Origin of the sequence: Loigolactobacillus jiayinensis (assembly GCF_003946445.1) — a bacterium.
Taxonomy (GTDB): Bacteria; Bacillota; Bacilli; order Lactobacillales; family Lactobacillaceae; genus Loigolactobacillus; species Loigolactobacillus jiayinensis.
Window position 1 is genome coordinate 1 of the sequence record NZ_RHOF01000053.1, and the last position, 23,583, is coordinate 23,583.

Below are 23,583 nucleotides of genomic sequence, written 5' to 3' on the forward strand. Positions count from 1 at the left end.
CCCAGAAAGTCGCTTAAAGTTTCGTCCAATATTTGGGGTTCACTTCAATTAGCCTCGTTTTTTTTCGTTAAAATGCACGCCGTTGGTGCGCAGTAATCGTAAAACTACCAGTAAAATCAGCACCTGCTTCTAATTGGTTGATGCCCATTTTCTCGGTTAATTCACCACTGGTTTCTAAATTATCAGCAATGCCCCACCATGGTTCGATACACACAAAGTTACCAACCGTCGGATAGGGTGACCAAATACCAGTGTACGGTGCATCAGTAACAGTAACTGACAAACTCTGATGATTTTGATCATTTTTCAATGTAAACGTATTTGGCTGATGCAATTCATAGATCAACGCGTCACTGCTGAACAAGTCGTGTGACAGATCATGATCAGTATCCGTTGATGCTAAAGTCTTATGGGCCGCATCATTAAATGGACCCACTAACGGAATCTGTACTCGTGATTTCTTAGGTTCATAGCTAATATAATAATCTTCAAACTTATTTTCATCAGTTAAGGGAACGTTAAACCCAGGATGGCCACCAATTGAGAAATACAAATCGCTATCAGCAGGATTATGCACAAAATAAGTGACTTCAAGATCATTATCAACTAATTGATAGGCCACAGTTAATTCAAAAGCAAATGGATAAATTTGGCGGCTTTGTTCATCGTCAGTCAATTGGAAGCTGATTGTAGCTGCCTCATGATTGATCACGGTAAAGGTCCGATCACGAGCAAAACCATGCTGACCCATATGATAAGTTTTACCTTGATAATGATATTGATCGCCTTTTAAGCGACCAACAAAAGGAAAGAGAATCGGTGCGTGACGTCCCCAAACCTGCGGATCAGCTTGCCAAATATACTCAATACCTGAATCCAATGAAATCAGGTTGGTTAATTCAGCCCCTTTTTCGGTGAAGTTGGCCTGTAAAAATTGGTTCTTAATGGAGAGTGTCATCCTTATCCCTACTTTCTCGTTTGTTGAACTATTATACTGTCCTTACAAAATATAACGGCTTAAATCTTTATTGGCAACAATATCACCGATTTTATCGTTAACATATTTTTCAGTGATCGTGACGTCACCCATTTCCATATCTGGACCTTCATAAAGGATGTCTTCCAGTAACTTTTCTAAAATAGTATGCAAGCGCCGGGCACCAATATTTTCCGTTTCATGGTTAACATCATAAGCGATTTCAGCAATTCGTTCGATAGCTTCCTTGGTAAAAGTCGCGTGGATATTATCGGTGGCGATCAAAGCCATATATTGCTTAATTAAGGCGTTATTAGGTTCGGTTAGGATGCGAACAAAGTCTTCTTTTGACAAATCGTTTAATTCAACCCGAATCGGGAAACGACCTTGTAGTTCGGCAATCAAATCACTAGGTTTACTATCAGAAAAGGCACCAGAAGCAATGAAGAGGATATGATCCGTATTGATCGTACCGTATTTGGTTGAGATGGCTGAGCCTTCAACAATCGGTAAAATATCACGTTGGACACCTTCACGAGAAACTTCACCACTATTTTTCTGACCATTAGCGGTAATTTTATCAATCTCATCAATGAAAATAATGCCGGTGTTCTCCGCACGTTTAATGGCGTCATGATAAATATCGGCGTCGTTAACCAATTTTTCAGATTCTTCTTTGACCAGGACTTCGCGGGCTTCTTTAACGGTTACAGTACGACTGATTTTCCGCTTAGGTGTCAAGGCACCTAACGTCTCACTCAGATCAATTCCCATTTGGCCCATCATATTGTTATTCATAGCAACAGCTTGCTTGGGGTCTTCCATTTCAATGGTAACGTCTTGGTTTTCTAATAAGCCTCGATCCAGTTGTTCCTTAACTGATAACCGCTGATCACGAACCGTATCAGTGACCTCTTCTTTTTCCTCGCCATTTTGTAATGGATTTTGACCATTTTGCATAGCGGTAAAAGCGTTCATTAGGCTTTGCATCTGATTTTGTTGGGTAGGTTGCTTCTTAACGCCAGGAACTAATAATTTTACTAAGCGCTTGTCAGCATCACGATTGGCTTCGGCGCGCACATTTTTGTACTGAACTTTGCGTTCCATTTCAATCGCAACATCGACTAGATCACGGACCATTGATTCAACATCACGACCAACATAGCCGACTTCAGTAAATTTTGTAGCTTCAACCTTTACAAAAGGTGCAACGACAATTTTAGCTAAACGGCGGGCAATTTCAGTTTTGCCGACCCCAGTAGGTCCGATCATTAGCATGTTTTTAGGGGTGATCTCTTCTTGCATATCCTGGGCTAGTTGCATACGCCGATACCGATTGCGTAGTGCAACGGCAATAGCGCGCTTAGCCTCATGTTGGCCAATGACGTAATCGTCTAAAGCGACGACGATTTGTTTCGGTGTTTTTTCAGCTGATTGCATTTGGTAAGCTCCTTTGCTTATAAGTCTTCAACGATAATATTATGGTTAGTAAAAATATCGATATCACCGGCTATATTAATAGCAGCATAGGCAATATCATGAGCGCTCATATCTTTAGCATGCGTGGTTAATGCTTTGGCTGCAGATAAGGCGTAATTACCACCAGAACCAATGGCAAGAATGTTGTCATCCGGTTCGATCACTTCACCATTACCAGAAACCATTAACAGTTGATCTTTGTTCATAACGATCAACAAAGCCTCTAATTTTTGCAATGTTTGATCAGAACGCCAGTCTTGCGCTAATTCAACCGCAGCACGTGACAGATTACCACTGTATTCATTTAATTTCTTTTCAAATCGTTCTTCAAGATTGAACGCATCGGCAACACTGCCAGCAAAACCAACCACAACCTGATCATTATAGATACGGCGAACTTTTTTAGCAGTACCTTTCATGATAACTTTTTCACCCATGGTAACTTGGCCATCACCTGCCATTGCTGCATGGCCGTTATGCATAACGGCACAAATTGTTGTTGCTTCAAATTTTATTGTCATTATTTTACTCCTTAATTCATGATTTAGCGCGGGGAAAATACTTCCGGTAATCCTGCTGCAAATGTTCTGTAGTAACATGCGTATAAATTTGTGTTGTCGAAAGACTGCTGTGGCCCAATAATTCCTGAACCGTCCGCAAATCTGCGCCATTATTCAATAAGTGCGTCGCAAAAGTATGCCGCAACATATGGGGATGAATATCTGAGGTCAAACTACTTTTCTTAATAATTTGATTTAAAATATACTCAACACCAGCTGCGGTCAGCTGTTTACCGTAATGATTAACAAACACATAGTCATGTTCAGCTTTATATTTGGTCATTAACGGTGTGCGACAATCAGTTAGATAGTGATCCAATGCTTGGGCAGCAAAGTGACCAAACGGAACATAGCGGTCCTTATTACCCTTACCGTGGATCAGCATCACGCTCAGATCAAAATCAACTGCACTTAACGTTAAATTGATGCATTCGCTAACCCGGATCCCTGTGGCATATAATACCTCAAGTAACGCTGAATTACGTAGGTCTAAAGGCCGATCTCCTTGCGCTGCGTCAAATAGCGCTTGCATTTCCTTTTCATAGAAAAAGCGTGGTAAATGAGCATTATGCCGCTTCAATTGAACTGTGGAAAAAGGATTAGCTGCTACTAAATTATTTTTAACTAAATAATTATAAAACGAACGCAAACTAGAAATTTTACGCGACACAGAATTACGACTGTATTGCTGTTCATACAGGAAGCTTAAGTAGGTCCGCACATCTAATAATTTTATCGCTTTAAAAGAATTGACGCCACCATTCTTCTTTAAAAAATCAACAAAACTTAAGATATCTTCTTGATAAGCCTTGCTGGTTTCGGGGCTATATTGGCGTTCAACGTTTAAATACTGAATGAATAAATCGAGCCAATTTAATTCTAGCAAAAAATCCCTCCCGACTTAATGTACTCACTGTACCACAAGTCGGCAGGAATTTGAAAAGGGTTGCTATAGTTGTTGTTTAAATTCAGTTAAGGTGGCCAAGGCACGGTCTGCCAAAGTTTGATTACGCAAGGGCTTATCCCGAATCTTCTCCGGCAATGCTTTGACAATCCCAAAATTAGCGTTCATGGGTTGAAAATGCTTTGCCCCAGTATGCGTGATATAATGCGCCATTGCACCGAGCATTGTCTCCTGTGGAAAAATTAATGGTGCTTGGGTCTGAGCTAAACGAGCGGCATTGATACCGGCAACTAAGCCACTAGCCGCACTTTCAACATAACCTTCCACGCCAGTCATTTGTCCCGCAAAAAACAAATCCGTGCGTTGTTTAGACTGATACGTTGATTCTAATAGTTCTGGTGAGCGCATAAACGTATTGCGGTGCATCACGCCGTAACGGACAAATTCAGCATTTTCCAAACCAGGAATCAATCGGAAAACACGTTTCTGCTCGCCCCATTTTAGATGAGTTTGAAACCCAACGATATTATAAAGGCTACCGGCCGCATTATCTTGCCGTAATTGAACAACCGCGTACGGGCGTTTGCCAGTGTGGGGATCCTCTAAGCCAACAGGTTTTAATGGACCAAACAACATTGTCTTAAGCCCCCGCTTAGCCATGACTTCAATCGGCATACAGCCTTCAAAAAATTTATCGTCTTCAAAGTCGTGCATTTCTGCCGTTTCGGCGGTGATCAACGCCTTATAGAACGTTTCAAATTCAGCCTTATCCATGGGACAGTTTAAATAGGCAGCTTCACCCTTATCGTAACGCGATTTCAGATAAACTTTATCAAGGTCAATACTATTTTTATCTAAAATTGGGGCCGCAGCATCATAGAAGTACAAGCCATCACTATCGTTTAACTGCTGAATCTGCTCAGCTAAAGCTGGGGAGGTCAGTGGACCAGTTGCAACAACTGTGGGGCCTTCTGGAAAAGCCGTTAACTCTTCATTATGGATGGTAACATTTGGTAAGGCCTGAATCTTTGCAGTCACCATCGCTGAAAATGGTTCCCGATCAACAGCTAAAGCACCACCAGCTGGGACTGCATTGTAGTCAGCCGCCGCTAAAATCACGGAATCCAACTGCCGCATTTCTTCCTTCAATAAGCCAACTGCATTCGTAATTTGGTTAGCACGCAGTGAATTAGTACAAACTAGTTCAGCAAATTGCGCTGTATGGTGTGCCGGCGTCGTTTTAACTGGCCGCATTTCGTATAGATCAACTTGAACACCGCGCTGGGCCGCTTGCCAAACGGCTTCACTACCAGCTAGGCCGGCGCCAACAACGTTAATATGGGGAGCATTTTGTGTCATGTGCGTTCCTCACTTCTATTTCATGACTAAAGGTAATTATTAGCCCCAATTAGCTAATAATTTTGTTGTTGCTACTGTGATAATTAAAAGTTACTGCATGGCGAAACTACAGTCTCTATTTCTGAACGGGTTCTTCGTAATCCCCATTAGGACAAATGACTTGTTTACCACCTTTAACTTTCTTTTCAACTAAGAAATGATGGTCTTTTGGACAATCACGCCCAACTGGCTTATCCCAAGAAACAAAGTCACAATCAGGATAGCGACTGCAACCATAGAAAATGCGCTTCTTTTTTGATTTACGCTCAACTACTTGACCTGTATGACATTGTGGGCAAATAACGCCGATTTCTTTGGTGATTGGCTTGGTATTGCGGCAATCAGGGAAACGACTGCAGGCATAGAACTTACCGTAGCGCCCTAATTTGATCACCATAGGCGCGCCACAGATATCACAGTCAAAGCCAGCTGGTTCATCTTTGATCTGGACTTTTTCAATCTTAGTTTCTGCTGAGGTCACCTCTTTTTCAAAAGGTTGATAGAACTCATCGATCACTTTGATCCATTGCTGCTTGCCCGTTTCAATTGCATCCAAATCGTTTTCTAGGCCGGCAGTAAAGTCAATATTGACGATATCTGGGAAAAATTCAACGATAATGCCATTGACGATTTCACCTAGTTCAGTTGGTTCGAAGCGTTTGGCCTCCAGCTTAACGTAATAGCGCCGTTGGATTGTTTCAATCGTTGGTGCATATGTTGATGGTCGACCAACCCCGTTTTCTTCCAGCGTCTTGATCAGTGTGGCTTCAGAAAATCGTGCCGGCGGCTGGGTGAAATGTTGATTGGGATCATTTTTAACTAACTTAGTCGTATCGCCTTCTGTTAAGTCAGGCAACATATTATCTTTTTTCTCTTGTTTACCAGAGTCATAGACCTTGGTAAAGCCAGCAAATTTCATTTTTGAACCATTGGCTTTATAAATCACACCATTTTGTTCAATTGTAACTGCCATTGTGTCTAAAATAGCTGGTGTCATTTGACTAGCTAAAAAGCGTGACCAGATCAGTTGATACAACTTCATTTGGTCTTTATTTAAAACACTTTCCAAACTTTTTGGTGTTCGTAGAACTGATGATGGCCGAATAGCTTCATGGGCATCTTGAGCGCCTTCCGGATTCTTGGTTTTATGAATCTTCAACGCCGCGTATTCTTCACCATAGTTTTCATGGAGAAAATGACTGGCTTCATGCTTAGCCACTTGGGAGATTCGGGTTGAATCTGTCCGCATATAAGTGATCAAACCAACAGTGCCTTGGCGACCACCCAGGTTAATCCCTTCGTATAATTGTTGCGCCACCATCATTGTTTTACGCGTCCGGAAATTTAATCGCCGAACGGCTTCTTGTTGCAATGAACTGGTTGTAAACGGTGCTTGCGGGAATCGTTTGCGTTCGCGCTTAGTTACTTTGGTAATATCAAAATCGCCTTTAGGATCAATGCGGGTCACAATTGCTTGTGCGGCTTTTTCATTCTTCAGCGCTTTTTTCTTACCATCGACACCATAGAAGCTGGCATCAAATTTTTTGGTACCCTTTTTAAACTGCGAATCAATGGTCCAATACTCTTCTGGATTAAAAGCTTTAATTTCGTTTTCACGATCAATGATCAACTTCAAAGCAATCGATTGAACCCGACCTGCACTGAGGCCTTTTTTAACCTTTTTCCACAGTAATGGTGAGATCGAATAACCAACGATTCGATCCATCACCCGTCGTGCTTGTTGGGCATCAACTAAATCCATATCGATACTGCGTGGTGATTTAAAGGCATTTTTAACTGTATCTTTAGTGATTTCGTTAAAAGTAACCCGATTTTTATCGGCAGGATCCAAGCCTAAAATATGGGAAACGTGCCAGGCAATTGCTTCGCCTTCACGATCCGGATCAGAAGCAAGATAAACATGTTCTGCTTTTTTAGCATATTTTTTTAAGTCTTTAATCACATCACCTTTACCACGAATGGAAATGTAATGTGGTTCATAATTATGTTCAAAATCGACGCCCATTTTACTTTTGGGTAAGTCACGAATATGGCCGAGACTCGCCACGACTTTGTAATTGCGGCCGAGATATTTTTCAATCGTCTTGGCTTTGGATGGTGATTCAACGATCACGAGGTTTTTATACGCCATGACAATCCCCTTTCAGTTCGTTTCTTTAGAACTAACGAATCGTAAAATATCATATGCCATGCCGAAGCGGTTTGTCAACTTAAACTGATTTTTTCCTTCATATAATAGTCAATTCTTCAAGCAAATCATTAGCCGAAAGTGCTGGTCGCGCACCGGCCGCAATCAATTGATTACAGCCGACTGATAGTGGCTGCCATAGTGCTCCTGGCACGGCCAAAACGTTGCGGTTTGCCTGTAAGGCTAGATTGGCCGTGATCAGGCTACCACTATGCTGCCGCGCTTCAGTCACACAAAGTGCCTGGCATAAGCCGGCCAGAATACGATTGCGTTCCGGAAAATGATACCGTTGTGGTGCGCTGCCCAGTGGGTACTCGGTCAACACTAAGCCATCGCTGGCAATACGTTGCTGTAGCGCTTGGTTACCGCGGGGATAATAAATATCTAGGCCAGTGCCAATCACCGCAATCGTTTGGCCGTGTGCCGCCAAAGTGGTTAAATGAACCATTCGGTCAGCGCCGGCCGCTAAGCCACTAACCGTCACCACTTGCTGTGCGACCAGTGTGGGCATGAATTGGATCAAGGTTCGTTGTGTATACTCAGTAGCCTGGCGCGCACCGACTAACGCCAACAATGGCCGCTGTAGTAAGCTAAGATCACCTTGATAGAATAAAACCGTTGGCGGCTGATAACTTTCTCGTAAATACCTTGGGTACGCTGTATCTACCCAAGTTAATACGTTGAGTCCCTGGTGTTGTGCCAGCAGATCCGCCAGTAGCTTACTGATCCATGCTTGCTTAAAACGTTGCGTTTGAACTGTATTCAGCCGGGCCAACTGACAGATCTGCGTACTTTCTAACTCAGCTTGCGGATGCTGCCGCAAATATTCGGCCACACGTAATTCACCAAGTCGACCAATACCAGCACATAAATGGATTTTAAGTAAAAAAGTTCGTAATTGCATAAAAAAGCTCCTTTAGGTGTTTACTTTATAAACTACGCAAAGGAGCGCTAAATCAGTTTAAATATTTTTTTACTGGTGCAAAGCTGCGCCGATGAATTGGCGTAATGCCGTGCTGGGCCAGGCCCGCCAAGTGTTTAGCGGTACCGTAACCTTCATTGTCCGCAAAGTCATACCCGGGATAAGCACGAGCATAAGCTAACATCAAATGATCGCGGACAACTTTCGCCACAATACTAGCTGCCGCAATACTGATACTGTGACTGTCACCTTTAAACATCCTGATTGTTGGAATATCAGTTTTCAACTTAACGGCATCGATCAATAAATGATCTGGTCGCACCGTTAAACCTGCCACAGCCTGCTGCATGGCCAGCTTAGTTGCTTCTAAAATGTTAATTCGGTCAATGGTTGCCACATCACTAACGCCAATTGCCACACTGACAGCTTGCTCCAAAATCAGCCGATAAAACTGTTGACGTTTGCTAGCGGATAATTGTTTAGAGTCATTGACACCATAAACAGCAAAATCATGGGGTAAAATGACCGCCGCTGTTACCACTGGACCAGCCAATGGGCCACGGCCGACTTCGTCGATGCCGGCAATTTGTGGATATTGCGGCCAAAGGCGATCCTCGTAGTGCCGCCGCGCCAAAAAAGCCGCTTTTTCAGCGACTAATGCAGCTTGTTGTTTTTGAAATTGAACTAAACAGCGTTGAACACCTTTACGTGGGTCAGTGGCTAACTGGGCTAAATAATCAGTAGTCGGGGTCAACGCCAAATGTTGCTTAACTTGTGCAATTGACTCAGTCATGCGTAACAACCTCACTGACCTGATCTAAGGTATAGCGGCCTAACTTACCTTTGCGACAATCCAAAATAATCCGCTCGCTAGCTCGCTCATAGTCAGCACGTAAACCAAAATTAGTTGTTAACTTTAGCAACAGATCAGAATCGGTTAAAGTTAGATCCTGTTCAGTTAAATGATAGCGTTTTTGTAGTCGTTCAGGAAAATACTGCTTGAAAAAGGCCAACGCGTATAAAGCCGCATCATCAGCATGATATAGTGAATCCTTGATGGCGCCCGTTAAAGCTAGCTTTTTACCAACTAAAGGATCTTCAAACTTTGGCCATAAAATACCTGGTGTATCTAATAACTCTAGACTTTTCCCTGCCTTAAGCCATTGTTGCTTTTTGGTAACGCCTGGATGATTGCCGGTGATTGCTACGTTACGCTTCACCAAGCGATTTAGAATCGTTGACTTACCAACGTTAGGGATACCAATACAAATAGCACGAATTGGTTTATTTTTGATTCCTTTTTCGTGTTGCCGGGCGATTTTATCGGCTAAAATCACTTGTGCTTGCTTCTCAATCTGCTGGACATTGTGATTGTGCTGCGAATCAATACTGATTGCAGGAAGATCATGTTGCTTAAAGTAAGCGATCCAAGCTGCGTTTAATGCCGCGTCCGCCAAATCAGCTTTATTAAGAATCATTAAGCGCGGTTTTTGCTGAATAATTTGATCTAAAATTGGATTACGTGATGATAATGGTAACCGTGCGTCAACAATTTCTAAAACAATATCAACTAAATGTAATTTTTCTTGTACCTGCTTCTTGGCTTTTGCCATGTGGCCAGGATACCATTGAATCGTACTCATATATAAAAATCCTTTCGTTTGCTGACGTTTAACGTCAAGCTTATCTGTTCTATTCTATCATATTTTCAGTATCTAAAAAACGAAGCGCCGCAAAATTGCGATGCTTCGTCCGTAATTACTTACTCAATTGTTCAACGGCTTTATTATAAGCAACGTCATTATCACTGATTTTCTTAGTGATCATTGTCTGTAGCTTATCGATTGTTGCCGTATCAAGTTTACCTGTTTGATCCAAGTCATTGGCTGCTTGGAAGGCAGTAACAGCTTGTTGTGTAGTTGTACTAAAGTAACCGTTGATCGTACCTGGATCCTGACCAACTGCTTTTAATTCCTTTTGTAATGTTTTAATTTTGCTAGAAACGTCGTCCAATTGATACGTTTTTTTGTCACTCACCACTGGCAAGTAGGCGTAGCTAGGATATTTAGCAGTGATGTTAGGCGTTAAGCCACGCTTGTTGATCCAACTACCATTCGGCGTTAACCACTTAGCTACGGTGATTTTAAACTCACTGTGCTTATCTAACTGGCTAACTTGTTGAACCGTGCCTTTACCAAATGACTTTGTACCAATCAATTCAACATTTGCGGATTGATTCAACGCGGCTGCAAAAATCTCTGAAGCACTGGCACTACCGTCATCGATCAAGACTTTGACCGGTTCCTTAACCTTGAAGCCACCATCCTGTGACTTACCTGCCTTATAAACAGTAGCTGCGCCGGTGCGTGCTTTCACTTGCATTAACGGTTTACCGTTGGCCACAAACATACTGGAAATCTTCAGGGCTTGTTGCATAATACCACCAGGATTACTTCGGACATCAAGAACAAATGACTTTGCCCCTTGTTTACGTAATTTAGTGATGGCGGCCTTAACTTCTTTGAAAGTTGGTTCCGAAAAGCTAGTGATCTGAATATAACCAACTGTTGGGTGGGTTTTATCTATCCGTGCATTAACGGTTTTAACAGGGATCACATCACGTTTTAAGTTAACCTTAAAGCTTTGTTTACCCCGCTTAATGGTCAGCGTAACCTTCGTGTTCTTCTTGCCACGAATTTGATTAGTGGCCTTGGTGGCACTCCAACCTGCCGTTGATTTACCGTTGATTGCTGTGATCACGTCATTAGCCTTTAAGCCCGCTTTTTTAGCTGGGCTGCCAGCAATTGGCGAAACGATCTCAATGTAATTACCTTTTTTCTGAATCTCAGCGCCGATACCTTCAAAACTACCCGAAATTGTGTTATCTAAGTCACTAGCATCGCTACCAGCTAAATATTCTGAATACGGATCGTCTAGGCTATTGATCATACCCTTAATTGCACCGTTGATCAGCTTTGTTTTATCCGTTTTCCGATAATATTGTTGACTGATAGTCTGGTAAACTTGACTAATTTTACTAAAACCAGCCGTTGATGTGTCTAGTGACTGACTTGTGCGATTATTTAAGCCGACCACTAAAATCGTTAAAAAGATTCCGACAAAGAAAGCTAGTAAGGTCGAACTAATATAGATCAATAAACTAACGCGCCGTTTTTGCCGTTTAGGCTTTTTAGGCGTTGTCTCTGGCGTTACTTGCGGTTTTTCTTCCAATAAATTCACCTACTTATAAAGTTAAAGCTCGCTTGCTTGTTCTTGATATTTTTGGAATGCAGTATCGAAAATGGTCATACTAGGTAAATACCCAGCATTTTCTTCTAAATATTTGGATAATGGCTCATAAGCTTGCTCTAACTTGGGGAAGCTTTGATCAAAAAAGGCATTGTCAGCAAATTGAGCGACTTCATCATGGCTTTCTGGATCACGTTGCGTCATTAAAAATTGATAAAAGCTTTTACGCATAGTTAGCACCCACCTATTTAAATTGAGGAATATAAACGTTCAAATTGATCTTGTTGTTAGGTAGATCGATCCGTGTTGCCTTGATCTGCATACCATTTTTCATTTTAAATTCATTGAGCTTTAATGTGATTGTTTTATTGCTGCTACTGAGCACGACCCATTTAGGAAACTTGTAACTATGACTAATATAATTCATCACGGTTTTAATTGGTACTGATAAACTACCAATTTCCATCCGCCGCGCTTTCAACTCGACGTCGCCATTTTCTTTGACGTATGGATCAAAGTAGATCGAAAATGGAACAGGATAACCTAATAGTTTAAATTTGCCTTTGAGAATCGCTTGTTCATCTAAATCAAAGTCATATTTAATTTTACTATCTTTTAGGTAATGGTTAAGGTAATAGCTGATCACTGCATTGACCTGTGATTTGTTTAAATTAACTGCAAAAGTAGGATCGCGTTTAATTACGGTCTCGCTGCTTGTGTTAGTTGGCGCTGGTGTGGTTAATTTAGCCCCCAGGTATGCCCCACTACCCAATAAAATCGCCACTAAAGCGATAAAAAGCCATTTCCACCAATTAAGGGGCTTTTTTGCTGCTGTTTTTTTTACTACCCGTTTTTTTGTCTCCATATTACCTTCCTATCTGTACAACCATTTCATTTTCTGCTGCATCATAACTTTGTAAAGATCATCAGCCATGACCTGATAGCCAGAATGATTGGGATGAAAATTATCTTCAGTGAAAATTAAATTATTCTTGTCACTGCTTGTATCGCTGGTTGCTTTAGTCGTCGTCTTTTTCTGACTAGTTAGCCTTTCACCCTTAGATAGCTGCTCGCAAATATCAATTAGATAACTATTCTTTTGCTGCTTGATCACTTTAGCCGAAGCACTATTCCAATCCTCTACCGCCGTCTGCATTTTCGTCATTTTGGGGAAATAAAGATAGAACGGATTATAGATGCCAAAAATGAAAATTGGTGCTTTAGCGTTATGTTCACGCACATCTTGCAGTAAAGTTGCTAAATGAGTTGTATAAGTTGCTTGCGCCTGTTTGATGTCAGCTTCATTTAAATTAAGCATTTGCTGACGTAAAACGGCCATCAGATCATTGCCGCCAACCGACATTGTGATCACATCAGCCTGTTTTAACGCCTGCTGTAATTTCTGGTCGTTACGGACCCGCTGATCAATTTGGGTGCTAGTTTCGCCAGCGATTCCGTAATTTTGTGTTGTCGTTGGCACCGTTTGTTTGGTTTTAAGCTCACTTTTGATAATGCCAACATAACCACCTTGTTGCAAGCCATCGCCAATACCTTCAGTTAAAGAATCACCAACTGCCACTAACTGAATACTTTTCTTCTTTTTAATTGTTGGCTGAGTCTGTGTTTTAGTCGGTTGATCACTAATGGTTCCTGGTGCAAAATAGCTTAAACTCGCGTAGATACCACCAGCAATGACCCCAATAATCACCACAACCAACACGATTTCCTTTAAAATCTTTAAACCGCGCACAATTGACGCTCCTTATAGTTAAGTTTTGCTGCCTATATTAAAAGGGCCTTGACAAACACGTCACAGCCCCCAAAATATTACTAAATTATTAATTAGTCCTCAGTGTAATACATGATTGCAAAAGCACCCATACCAGCATATGTCGCAATAATTGGACTCGTATCACGAATTAATAGCGGTACGTTTGGTAAAGCGGCATGAATATCAGCCCGAAACTTTTCCATTGTTGCATTTGCCGCAACATGTGAAATCCCGATGCCCTTAATATTCGGCTTAGATGCTAGGTCAGCAATTAAATCACGCATAAAATTATTAACGGTTTTCATACCGCGTCCCTTAGTACGCACGTTTAATTCGCCGTCGATCATTTCGAAAATGACTTTCATATTCAAAATGTTGGAGATCAAACCAGTCACCTTGCTGACACGACCACCCTTAACGATATTATCTAAGGTCATAACGGCCATATATAATTTAGTACTGTTACGGACACGGTCAATTGAGTTAATAATGGTTGCTTTGTCAGCACCTTCATTAGCTAATTGTGCCGCACGTAAAACTTGAAAAGCCATGCCACGGTCAGTTTCTCGCGAATCGATCACCGTCACATCACTTTTACTTAAATTGGCCGCTTGCCGTGCTGTATTCACCGTACCACTGATTGCATCAGTCATATGCAGTGCAATGACTTGGCTACCATCAGTACCTAGTTGATCAAATAGTTCGATAAACTCACCAATTGGTGGTTGGCTAGTTTTAGGTAAAGCAATTGATTTATTCATTAGTTCAACAAACTGTGGTCGGGTGATGGTTTTACCATCAATATAAACGGTACCGTCAATCATAACTGAAAGTGGAATGACCGTGATATTATTTTCTTCAACTTCTTCAGGGGTGAGTTGAACCGACGAATCGGTTACGATTTTTATAGTTGCCACGAACTTCAGCCACACTTTCTTACAAATTATTTTCAACTTGCTATTGTCGTTAAGCCAGTCCGACTAAGCTTAATAAGTGACTATCAGATCAACGCTTCAATAGTCATCATTTGCGTTGTCAGCTAGAATAGCTATTATAACGGTCACCCGTTATCTTTGTAACTACCGATTAACGTCCAATTAAACACTAATTTAGTATAGCAGATTAACCCTTAATTTTCACTTATCCATCTAAAAATTATTTGGCTAGCCGCTGATAAGTTGCAAAGGAATACGGATAGTGATTGTTAGCATCAACCACACCAACTTGAAAAGCGACTTGTTTAAATGCTGACCAATCCAGTGCAGGCATAACGGTATCCCCAGTAAAATGCGCATCAATTTCAGTCACATACAAGCGATCCACGTGATCCTTGAACAAAGCAAAAATTGCGGCGCCACCAATAATAATCGTTTCTTGCTCGGGATGTGCCGCAGCGTACGCTAGCACGTCGTCAATGTTATGCAATAGTAAAACACCTGGTACTACGGAGTAATCTGCTTGCCGGCTGAGCACAATATTGGTGCGCTGCGGCAGCGGTTTGCCCATACCAGCATATGTTTTGCGGCCCATTACCACAATTTGGTTAAGCGTGGTTTTTTTAAAATGCTGCAAGTCAGCTGGTAAATGCCACGGCAACTGTCCGCGGTCACCGATTAAATGATCTTGCGCTTCCGCCCACATAAATGCAATTGTCATTTGGCGCCTCCTTTTACTAAACAGCTACTGGCGCTTTAATTGCTGGATAAGGATCATAGTTTTCTAATTGAATATCCGTTACGTCGTAATCAAAAATACTACTTTTAGCAGGATTTAATTTCAAAGTTGGTGCTGATCGTGGCGTCCGCGTTAATTGTTCTTTGACTTGATCAACGTGATTGCTATAGATATGTGCGTCACCTAAAGTATGGATAAATTCGCCCACTTCTAGGCCAACTTCCTTGGCAATCAAAGCCGTTAGTAAGGCATAACTAGCAATGTTAAATGGCACACCTAAGAACACGTCACCACTACGCTGATACAGCTGACAACTTAGTTTACCGTCCGCAACATAGAATTGGAACATAGTGTGACAAGGTGGTAATGCTGCAGTCGGCACATCTTCTGGATTCCAGGCCGTTACGATCATGCGCCGTGAATCTGGAGTAGTTTTAATTTGATTGATCACATTTTTGATCTGATCGATCGTGTCGCCCTGACTTGTGCACCATGCCCGCCATTGCTTGCCATAAACGTTGCCTAATTCGCCATATTTAGCCGCAAATTTTTCATCGTTTAGAATTTGCTCACAAAATAAGTTTTTCTGCTCATGATAAGCTGTTGCAAAGGCTGGATCGGTTAACTGGCGATGACCAAAATCAGTCATGTCAGGGCCATGATAGTCGTTACTTTCACTATAGTTTTTAAATGCCCATTCGTCCCAAATATGGTTGTGATGCTGTAATAAATAACGAATATTGGTGTCACCCTTTAAAAACCACAACAACTCACTTTTGATCAAGCCAAAGGGAACTTTTTTAGTGGTTAATAGCGGGAAACCCTGACTAAGATCAAAACGCATTTGGTAGCCAAAAATACTGTAGGTTCCCGTTTGTGTGCGATCATTTTTGTAGTGACCTTCCGTTAAAATCTTCTGGGCTAAATCGAGGTATGCTTCTTCCATGAGCGTTATTCCTCCTATTATTAAATCAGGCGTCAGCGTACTGGCTCAAATAATCCCAACGCTGCATTTTAGTTTCAATTTGTTGGTTAAGTTGTTCAACTTCTCTTTGTTGTTCAGCTAGTTTACCATAATCAGCGCCGTTACTTTGCATCGCCGTTTGCACAGCATCTAATTGCTGCTCTAACTGATCAATATCAGCTTCGATGGTCGCCCATTCTTTTTGTTCATTATAAGTTAATTTCGTTTTTTCTTTAGTTACTGGTGCTGCTGGTTCCGCAGCTTCGATTGGTTCGACTGGCTTTGTTGCTACTTTAGCTGGCGCTTGTTGTTGCGCCAAATAATCGCTTAAAGCCCCAGTAAAGCGGGTCACTTGCGCGTTACCATCAAAAATCAATAATTCATCAGCGACTTGATCTAGAAAATAACGATCATGGGAAACCGTGATAACCGCGCCATTGAAATTGGCTAAATAGTTTTCTAATACCGTCAATGTACTAATATCTAAATCATTGGTTGGTTCATCCAACAATAAGACATTCGGCTGCTGCATCAAAATTTTTAATAAATAAAGCCGCCGCTGTTCACCGCCAGATAGCTTACGAATCAAGGTACCGTGCATGAAGCGGGGAAATAGAAATTGTTCCAGTAACTGGGTCACACTGACCACGTCACCATTACGTGCAGTCACTGCTTCACCGACTTCTTGTAAATAACTGATCACGCGTTTGTCTGGATCTAGTGATTCAGTCATTTGCGTGTAATAACCTAAGCGAACCGTTTCGCCTAAAGTTATGGTACCAGCGTCAAGCGGTAACCGACCGGCTAAAACATTAAGAAAGGTTGATTTACCCGCACCATTTTCGCCAGTGATTCCTAAACGAGCATGACTTTGAACCATGAGGTCTAAATCCTTAATGATGGGATGATCATGGAAATCCAAACTTGCCTGCTTCAGTTCCAGCACTTTCTTGCCTAAACGTTGTTGACCTAAGTTAATATCAACTGCAGTGGTTTGTTCGACCCCTTTGTTGACCTTAGTTTTCAGATCATTAAAACGATTGATCCGTGCTTGTTGCTTAGTTGAGCGCGCCTTCGCACCAGCCCGCATCCAATCTAATTCCTTCTTATATAACTTTTCTTGCTTGGCTGCCTGTTCGTTGGCCTCAACCGCTGCTGCAGCACTTTGTTGCAAGTAAGCTTCGAAATTGCCACTGTAAGCCGCCAAGTTGCCAAAGGCCAATTCATAGATCTGATTGGTCACACGATCTAGGAAATAGCGATCATGGGTGACAACTAGCAAAGCGCCTTTGTAGCTAGATAAATAATCCTCTAACCACGCAATTGATGCAAAATCGAGATGGTTGGTCGGTTCATCTAAAATCAGTAGATCAGGTGATTCGATCAGAACTTGCGCCAAGCCAACCCGCTTTTGCTGACCACCAGATAACTCGCCAATTCGTTGATCTAAATCAGATAAGTTGAGTTGCGACAAAATCGTTTTGATCTGGGTATCAACGTTCCACGCGTCCCCCTGATTCATCGCAGCTTCTGCCTTGGTATAGGCAGTTTGCGCTTTTTCACTATCACCCGCTTGACTTAGTGTTGCCAAGGCCCGCTCGTACGTGGCAATAACCTTAAATAACGGATTATCACCAGTAAAGATTGCTTCCATAATGGTCAGATCTTGTGGTAATTGTGGGTCTTGCTGTAAATAGCCGATTCGATACTGCTTCGGCGTTGTGATATCACCTTGATCAAAAGTATCATTACCCGTTAAGGCATTCAGTAACGTCGTCTTACCGGCACCGTTCGTTCCGATCAAGCCAATTCGATCACCAGCCTTAATGAAAAAAGAAATATGATCAAATAGCATTTTTTCGCCATAAGTTTTAGTTAAGTTTTCCGCGGTTAAAGTTTGCATTGATTTATCTACCTCAGTTTCTGCATTCATCCTAAAAGATTGCCGTCAAAAAAGCAATCAGCTTTACCTGCAAAAAAGAAAAGTGAGAGCCACTGACCAAGATCAGCCCACTCACTTTTTATTAAGCGTTATTTAATTCAGCAGCGGCAGCAAGCAACGCAGTTTTTTCGTTGCTAATGTCACCTGCAACAACAGCTTGTTCTAATGCTGCCAGTAATTGACCTAACTTTGGTCCTGGTTTTAGTTTTAATGCTTTTAACAAGTCGCCACCGTTCACAACAAGCTCACTACGCTTTTTCAGTGGTAATCGTTGGTACCTTGTTGTTAATGTAGCAACTGACGTCCCAGCACCGTATAAAGTAGCAATTTGGTTAGCGGTTAACACATTGGTTAAGCCAGCTTGATAAAAATCCCAGTTATGCAATGGCTGCTGGGCTAACATTTTCTGTAACAACGGTAAACTACAACTAACGGCTTGAAGCAATTCATTGGCAGACTTCCAGTGACGTAAAAAGGTTTTAACTTGTTCTACATCTAGTTGCAATTGCTGAACAAGTAATAACCAGACAGCCGCTTCATCAGTTAAAGCTGTTGCTGGTAATTGTGCGATTGCCGTTAAAGCCGGTGCGGCCGTTTCAAAATCAGGACATTGGCTGTATAACTCGGTTTGAATAAAACTGGTTAAGCCAGCAATGCGTGCCTTACCTAACATCAATTTAACGAATTCATCATGGATTCGCTCAATCGCAATTTTACTTAATAACTGATGATGTGTTTGAATTGCAGTTGCAGTTACAGGTTCAATAGAAAACCCTAATTGGCTTTCAAACCGAACCGCCCGCATCATGCGCAACGCATCTTCATGAAACCGTTCGTTAGGATCACCAACGGCACGAATGACTTTGTTTTCAAGATCAGTTAAGCCAGCAAACAGATCGATAATTGTTCCATCATGTTGCAAAGCTAAGGCGTTGATCGTGAAATCACGCCGCTTAAGATCCTCACGTAAGGAACGCACAAAAGTCACATGATCTGGCCGCCGAAAATCTTGATAACCAGATTCTGTTCGAAAAGTGGTGACTTCGTAGGCTAGATCCTGTTGCAAAACAGTGACCGTACCGTGTTTAATACCGGTATCAACGGTGCGGCGAAAGATTTGTTTAATTTCTGCTGGATAAGCGCTGGTAGCAATGTCCACGTCGTGAATTTGTTTGCCCAATAAGGCATCACGGACACTGCCACCAACAAAATAAGCTTCAAAACCTGCTTGGGTAATTGTTCGCAACACCGGTAAAGCTTGAACAAATTCAGTCGGTAACTCGGTTAATTTCATAGTAGATATTCAAGCCCATCATAAAGCTGATCAGTAGCACGAACCTTACGACAAGCTAAAGCAACACCTGTCATAAAGGATTCACGATCGTAGGTATCTTGGCGAATGGTTAAGCCCTCACCAATACCGCCAAATTGAACCTGCTGATGGGCAATTAAACCGGGCAAACGGACACTATGGATCCGCACACCTGCATAATTAGCCCCGCGTGCACCAGGAATGCTTTCTTTTTCATCAGGATTACCTTGTGGCTTATCACCACGAACTGCGGCTAACATTTCAGCCGTTTTAATGGCAGTTCCGCTTGGTGCATCTAATTTATTATCATGGTGCATTTCAATGATTTCAACATCAGGGAAGTACTTAGCGGCCTGTTTAGAGAATTGCATCATTAAAACAGCACTCAAACTAAAGTTAGGCGCAATTAAGCCACCAACTTTTTGTTGTTTTGCTAAAGCCTGTAAATTTTTAATATCGTCAGCGGTAAAACCTGTTGTGCCAACAACTGGTGAAATTTGATGTTCTAAGGCAAATTGCGTGTTTGCCACTGCAGCCTTAGGAATTGTAAAATCGATCCAAATTTCTGGCTTAGCAGCCAACGTTGCTTCAAGTTGGTTAAAAACTGGTGCATGCTGACCAGCAAATTCGGTGATCTCAGCTAAGTCTTTTTCGGTAGCGATTGGGTCATAAACACCGACTAATTCAAAATCAGCGTTTTTTAAAACCATATGCGTTGCGGTAGCGCCCATCCGCCCCTTGAAACCTGCAACAAGAATTTTTGTCAAAACAATCACCTTTTCCATTTAATTTAATTCATTACTTACCATACTAACAAATTATACGGCTAATTTAAATATCAGCACCCAGTAAAATCCGGTATAATGCAGACAGAAGATAAGGGAGCGTGATTAAATGGAGCAACAACAGATTCGCCTGCGCGATTTATTACTGATTACGTTGGGCTGTGCACTGTACGCGTTGGGTTTAGTCAGTATCAATATTAATAATCATTTAGCTGAAGGTGGAATTACTGGGATCACATTAATCTTACGTTCTTGGTGGCATTGGGATCCAGCCTATACCAGCCTACTTTTAAATGTGCCATTGATCATTGTTGGTTATAAGTTTCTCGGTCGCCACGCCTTGATTCTCACAATCTATGGGACCGTGATGTTGTCGCTTTTTTTGTGGCTGTGGCAACGACTACCAGTCCAATTAAACTTGCATCATGATTTATTTATTGCTGGGGTCATGGCTGGCTTATGCGGCGGTTTCGGCAGCGGCTTGATTTATCGGGCAGGTGGCACGACTGGCGGTAGCGATGTAGTTGCTCGGGTAATTGAGCGTCAACAGGGAATTTCAATGGGCCGCACCCTTTTGATCGTTGATGTGATCGTACTTACGTTATCATTAAGCTATTTAGATGTGCGTCATATGATGTATACCCTGCTAGCTTCTTTTATTTTTTCACAAGTTGTTGATTTTACTCAAGAAGGCGCGTACGCTGCCCGCGGTATTCTAATTATTAGTGATGATTATCAGGTAATTGCTGATGATATTATGGCACAGCTCGACCGTGGCACTAGCTTTTTAAATGCTGAAGGCGGTTATCAGCATGCAGCTAAACAGGTGATTTATTGTGTTGTGGCACCTAATGAAATTGCCTTAGTCAAGCGGATTATCGCGCAACATGACGAAAAAGCATTTATTTCAATTATCAATGTACATGAAGTTCTAGGTGAAGGCTTCACTTATGCACGTAAACGACGGTCTATTTTTTGAATTTTTGCGCAGCTTGTCTGCGCATTGTTTTTTTGGTTAACAGAGTTAAAGTAACTTTTTTATGTTATACTAATACCTAAGGATGTGATAATTATGGCCTATCCCTATCAAAAAAATTTTCAACATTTTTTGGCTGACAAAGAATTAGCTGAACTAACAATTGCAGAATACGCGCGTACTTTAGACGATTTTTTTAACTATCTACATCAGTTCAACTGGGCGTTTAGCAGCGATCCAAGTCTAGACAACATTCTCGAAAATGATGTTCGTGACTACTTGAGTATGCTACTACAGCAACGTGATTTAAAAAACGACACTTATAATAAAATTCTCTCGCACCTTAATGGCTATTTTAAATTCTTATTTACGCATGACTTGATTGCCCACTACCCAACGGTTGCTTTAAAGGGCCTAAGCAAAGAAACACTCCAACCCGCCATTGATTTTGCTTGGTTGGATCAATTACCGAATTTACTCGCCAATCAGCAACTGAGTTTTTACACACGCGCGTTACTTTTGTTTAGTAATCACGGCTTCACTAGTCAAGAAATGCTGGCCACTGGCTTCCACGAATTAACTGCGCAGTTAACCTTTACATCAGCTGAACAAGAATTCATGCAGGCTTTTCATGCTTATTTGCAACCACTACAAACGCTGCAAGCCAGCTCTGAACTCTTCTTAAAAACGCGACTTGATCGGCAGCATCCACAATTAACTGCCCCCGCACTGCATAAATATCTAAAAAAAGACGCACCGCTAGTTGATTTCCCACTAACGCCACGTAAACTACATCAAGGTTATATTTTACATTATTTAATTCAGCATCAAACCAGTAGCACAGCAGAACTCCAGCAAACACTACGGCTGGATCCCGCCTCACTTGACTATTACCGTAGTCTACTGCCCTGAATTAAAGCAAAAAAGCCGCCAATTGACGGCTTTTTATTTTTACAAATCTTCATCGGCTAAATAATCATCTAATAAATAGGCCATTTCATCGTCAGTTGGCACTAACTTAACGTAACGTTGCAAAGCCGCTTTAGTTTCAGCACGCAGCCCCATTTCTTGGAAAAAGTTAATTAATTCCTTCAAAAAATCTGGTTCGTTTTTAAATGTTGGATATGCGAGTAAATAATTTTCGCGCGCAGTGTCAAAACGTTCAAGTTCCGCAGCCGAACGGGCAAAATTCCAATAAGCTTGCGGATCAACATCCCCTTGCTTCAAAGCAGGTTCCAGTAACGCGTAATTTTCTTCATGGCGGCCTAGCTTAACGTATAGATTACTTAATTCGATTAACGCTTGCATATTTTCTGGATCGATCGCCAATAACTGCTGTAAATATTTTTCAGCAGTCGCGCTGTCGTCCAATTTTAACGCGATATGCGCCCCTTTATCAAATAGCACCTCATTGTACTGATCGATCGCTAAACCAGCTTGAACGACGCGTAAGCCTGCTTCTAACTGCTGATCAGCTTCAAGGGCATCAGCGTAATATGGATACACTGAACTATACTGGGCATCTTGCTCAACCAAACGTTCGAAACTATCGATGGCCCGGCTGTATTCTTTCAACTGTAAAGCGATAAAGCCGCTTTGAAATAGCGTGTTGCTATCCATTTCCGCTTCCGGAATTTCATTTAAGTAGTCCCGCGCCTGTTCGAATTCACCACTATTAGCATAGGCAACGCCTAAACGCTGATATAAATTGACCTGGGCAATCGTTGTTTCACCAGCAGCGACCAAAGCCTCATAATGGACGATTGCCTTTTGAAATTCACCACTGTCAAAATAAAACTCGGCTAAGGCAAAACTGATAATTGGTTCATCGGGAAACAAATGCCGCGCCTTCAGTAATTTTTGTTCGCTCACTTCATAGAGCCCTTGCTGCTGGTACAAGTCAGCGCTGACCAATAAACTTTCGGCGTAGGCTGGTGATTCCGGCTTTACTGCCTGTAAGTAATTTAAGGCCTCATCGGTTTTACCATCACTGATCGCAATATCCGCTAAGGTCGTCCGTAATTCATCTTCATCAGGATATTTTTTCAGTAATTGTAAGTAGGTACGGCGGGCCTGCCGCAAAAAGCCTAGCGCGTATAAATCCTCTGCCAAGCTGTATAGCGTTTCATCATCATCATGGCGTAATGCGTGATTAAAGGCTGTCTTAGACTCTTCTAACTGACCGGCTTTTAACGCCGCCAACATTTGCTCTGCGTAACTCAATTAACCGCACCTTCCATTTCCAAATTCTTTTAAATCTAAACCAAGCAAACTTATTTTTAGCTAGCTTGCTGCTGAATCGATCCAGTAATCACTGTAGCTTACATGCTTAGCTATTCTAGCATATTTAACCTTTAATTTAAAAAAATCAGCTACAAAATAAAATAACGATGGGCAAGTGTTCGCCATGTTATAGTCCCTTTATGGTTGACAGATGAAATAATATAATTCATTTATCGATC

The 23,583-nt window shown here is 41.8% G+C and carries 22 protein-coding genes; 2 read left to right on the forward strand and 20 right to left on the reverse strand.

Features of this window, described 5'->3' with window-relative positions:
• Positions 1 to 67: 67 nt before the first annotated feature.
• The 19 genes from EKM80_RS11820 to dapB form a co-directional block, all read right to left on the reverse strand.
• Positions 68 to 958 carry an aldose 1-epimerase family protein gene (locus EKM80_RS11820; protein ID WP_125553469.1) on the reverse strand — a complete coding sequence of 297 codons (891 nt, stop codon included), beginning with the start codon at positions 956 to 958 and terminating at the stop codon, positions 68 to 70.
• 42 nt (positions 959 to 1,000) lie between these two features.
• Positions 1,001 to 2,416, reverse strand: coding sequence for an ATP-dependent protease ATPase subunit HslU (hslU, locus tag EKM80_RS11825; protein ID WP_125553471.1), 1,416 nt, complete (start codon positions 2,414 to 2,416; stop codon positions 1,001 to 1,003).
• A 17-nt stretch (positions 2,417 to 2,433) separates the two neighbouring features.
• Positions 2,434 to 2,976, reverse strand: a complete 543-nt coding sequence (hslV, locus tag EKM80_RS11830; RefSeq protein WP_125553473.1) for an ATP-dependent protease subunit HslV — start codon at positions 2,974 to 2,976, stop codon at positions 2,434 to 2,436.
• A gap of 16 nt (positions 2,977 to 2,992) precedes the next feature.
• Complete coding sequence (gene xerC / locus EKM80_RS11835) at positions 2,993 to 3,901, reverse strand: tyrosine recombinase XerC (RefSeq protein WP_125553475.1); 909 nt, start codon at positions 3,899 to 3,901, stop codon at positions 2,993 to 2,995.
• A gap of 63 nt (positions 3,902 to 3,964) precedes the next feature.
• Positions 3,965 to 5,278 (reverse strand): FADH(2)-oxidizing methylenetetrahydrofolate--tRNA-(uracil(54)-C(5))-methyltransferase TrmFO, encoded by a 1,314-nt coding sequence (gene trmFO, locus EKM80_RS11840; RefSeq protein WP_125553477.1) that lies wholly within the window; start codon positions 5,276 to 5,278, stop codon positions 3,965 to 3,967.
• A 115-nt stretch (positions 5,279 to 5,393) separates the two neighbouring features.
• Positions 5,394 to 7,469 carry a type I DNA topoisomerase gene (gene topA / locus EKM80_RS11845; RefSeq protein WP_125553479.1) on the reverse strand — a complete coding sequence of 692 codons (2,076 nt, stop codon included), beginning with the start codon at positions 7,467 to 7,469 and terminating at the stop codon, positions 5,394 to 5,396.
• Positions 7,470 to 7,566: 97 nt separating this feature from the next.
• Positions 7,567 to 8,430 (reverse strand): DNA-processing protein DprA, encoded by an 864-nt coding sequence (dprA, locus tag EKM80_RS11850; protein WP_125553481.1) that lies wholly within the window; start codon positions 8,428 to 8,430, stop codon positions 7,567 to 7,569.
• Between the two features lie 52 nt (positions 8,431 to 8,482).
• On the reverse strand, positions 8,483 to 9,241 hold the full coding sequence (locus EKM80_RS11855) for a ribonuclease HII (RefSeq protein WP_125553483.1): 759 nt from the start codon (positions 9,239 to 9,241) through the stop codon (positions 8,483 to 8,485).
• Positions 9,234 to 10,091 (reverse strand): ribosome biogenesis GTPase YlqF, encoded by an 858-nt coding sequence (gene ylqF, locus EKM80_RS11860; RefSeq protein ID WP_125553485.1) that lies wholly within the window; start codon positions 10,089 to 10,091, stop codon positions 9,234 to 9,236. The genes EKM80_RS11855 and ylqF overlap by 8 nt, the downstream gene beginning before the upstream one ends.
• Before the next feature lie 115 nt (positions 10,092 to 10,206).
• Positions 10,207 to 11,679, reverse strand: coding sequence for a S41 family peptidase (locus EKM80_RS11865; RefSeq protein WP_125553487.1), 1,473 nt, complete (start codon positions 11,677 to 11,679; stop codon positions 10,207 to 10,209).
• 21 nt (positions 11,680 to 11,700) lie between these two features.
• Positions 11,701 to 11,928 (reverse strand): YozE family protein, encoded by a 228-nt coding sequence (locus tag EKM80_RS11870; protein ID WP_125553489.1) that lies wholly within the window; start codon positions 11,926 to 11,928, stop codon positions 11,701 to 11,703.
• 13 nt (positions 11,929 to 11,941) lie between these two features.
• On the reverse strand, positions 11,942 to 12,562 hold the full coding sequence (locus tag EKM80_RS11875; protein WP_125553491.1) for a YpmS family protein: 621 nt from the start codon (positions 12,560 to 12,562) through the stop codon (positions 11,942 to 11,944).
• 9 nt (positions 12,563 to 12,571) lie between these two features.
• Positions 12,572 to 13,447 (reverse strand): SGNH/GDSL hydrolase family protein, encoded by an 876-nt coding sequence (locus EKM80_RS11880; RefSeq protein WP_225418876.1) that lies wholly within the window; start codon positions 13,445 to 13,447, stop codon positions 12,572 to 12,574.
• 92 nt (positions 13,448 to 13,539) lie between these two features.
• Entirely contained in the window at positions 13,540 to 14,385 is an 846-nt protein-coding gene (locus EKM80_RS11885; RefSeq protein WP_125553493.1) for a DegV family protein, read from the reverse strand.
• Between the two features lie 238 nt (positions 14,386 to 14,623).
• Positions 14,624 to 15,124: a dihydrofolate reductase gene (locus tag EKM80_RS11890; RefSeq protein WP_125553495.1), complete on the reverse strand. Its 501-nt coding sequence runs from the start codon at positions 15,122 to 15,124 to the stop codon at positions 14,624 to 14,626.
• 16 nt (positions 15,125 to 15,140) lie between these two features.
• On the reverse strand, positions 15,141 to 16,088 hold the full coding sequence (locus EKM80_RS11895; protein ID WP_125553497.1) for a thymidylate synthase: 948 nt from the start codon (positions 16,086 to 16,088) through the stop codon (positions 15,141 to 15,143).
• A gap of 25 nt (positions 16,089 to 16,113) precedes the next feature.
• Positions 16,114 to 18,009, reverse strand: a complete 1,896-nt coding sequence (locus EKM80_RS11900; protein ID WP_125553499.1) for an ABC-F family ATP-binding cassette domain-containing protein — start codon at positions 18,007 to 18,009, stop codon at positions 16,114 to 16,116.
• A gap of 121 nt (positions 18,010 to 18,130) precedes the next feature.
• The gene (locus tag EKM80_RS11905) at positions 18,131 to 19,342 is read right to left on the reverse strand and encodes a CCA tRNA nucleotidyltransferase (RefSeq protein WP_125553501.1); all 1,212 of its coding nucleotides are present in this window, start codon (positions 19,340 to 19,342) and stop codon (positions 18,131 to 18,133) included.
• Positions 19,339 to 20,127 carry a 4-hydroxy-tetrahydrodipicolinate reductase gene (gene dapB, locus EKM80_RS11910; protein WP_191985951.1) on the reverse strand — a complete coding sequence of 263 codons (789 nt, stop codon included), beginning with the start codon at positions 20,125 to 20,127 and terminating at the stop codon, positions 19,339 to 19,341. Before dapB ends, EKM80_RS11905 begins: the two co-directional genes overlap by 4 nt.
• Positions 20,128 to 20,254: 127 nt before the next feature.
• Here dapB and EKM80_RS11915 point away from each other — a divergent pair, with 127 nt between their 5' ends.
• Together EKM80_RS11915 and EKM80_RS11920 are read left to right on the forward strand one after the other, a co-directional pair.
• Positions 20,255 to 21,124, forward strand: a complete 870-nt coding sequence (locus tag EKM80_RS11915; RefSeq protein ID WP_125553505.1) for a YitT family protein — start codon at positions 20,255 to 20,257, stop codon at positions 21,122 to 21,124.
• Positions 21,125 to 21,217: 93 nt separating this feature from the next.
• A complete protein-coding gene (locus tag EKM80_RS11920) occupies positions 21,218 to 22,033 on the forward strand; it encodes a site-specific integrase (RefSeq protein ID WP_125553507.1) in 816 nt (271 codons plus the stop codon).
• 39 nt (positions 22,034 to 22,072) lie between these two features.
• On the opposite strand, the gene EKM80_RS11925 is transcribed toward EKM80_RS11920, so the two are convergent.
• A complete protein-coding gene (locus EKM80_RS11925) occupies positions 22,073 to 23,344 on the reverse strand; it encodes a tetratricopeptide repeat protein (RefSeq protein WP_125553509.1) in 1,272 nt (423 codons plus the stop codon).
• Positions 23,345 to 23,583: the final 239 nt, after the last annotated feature.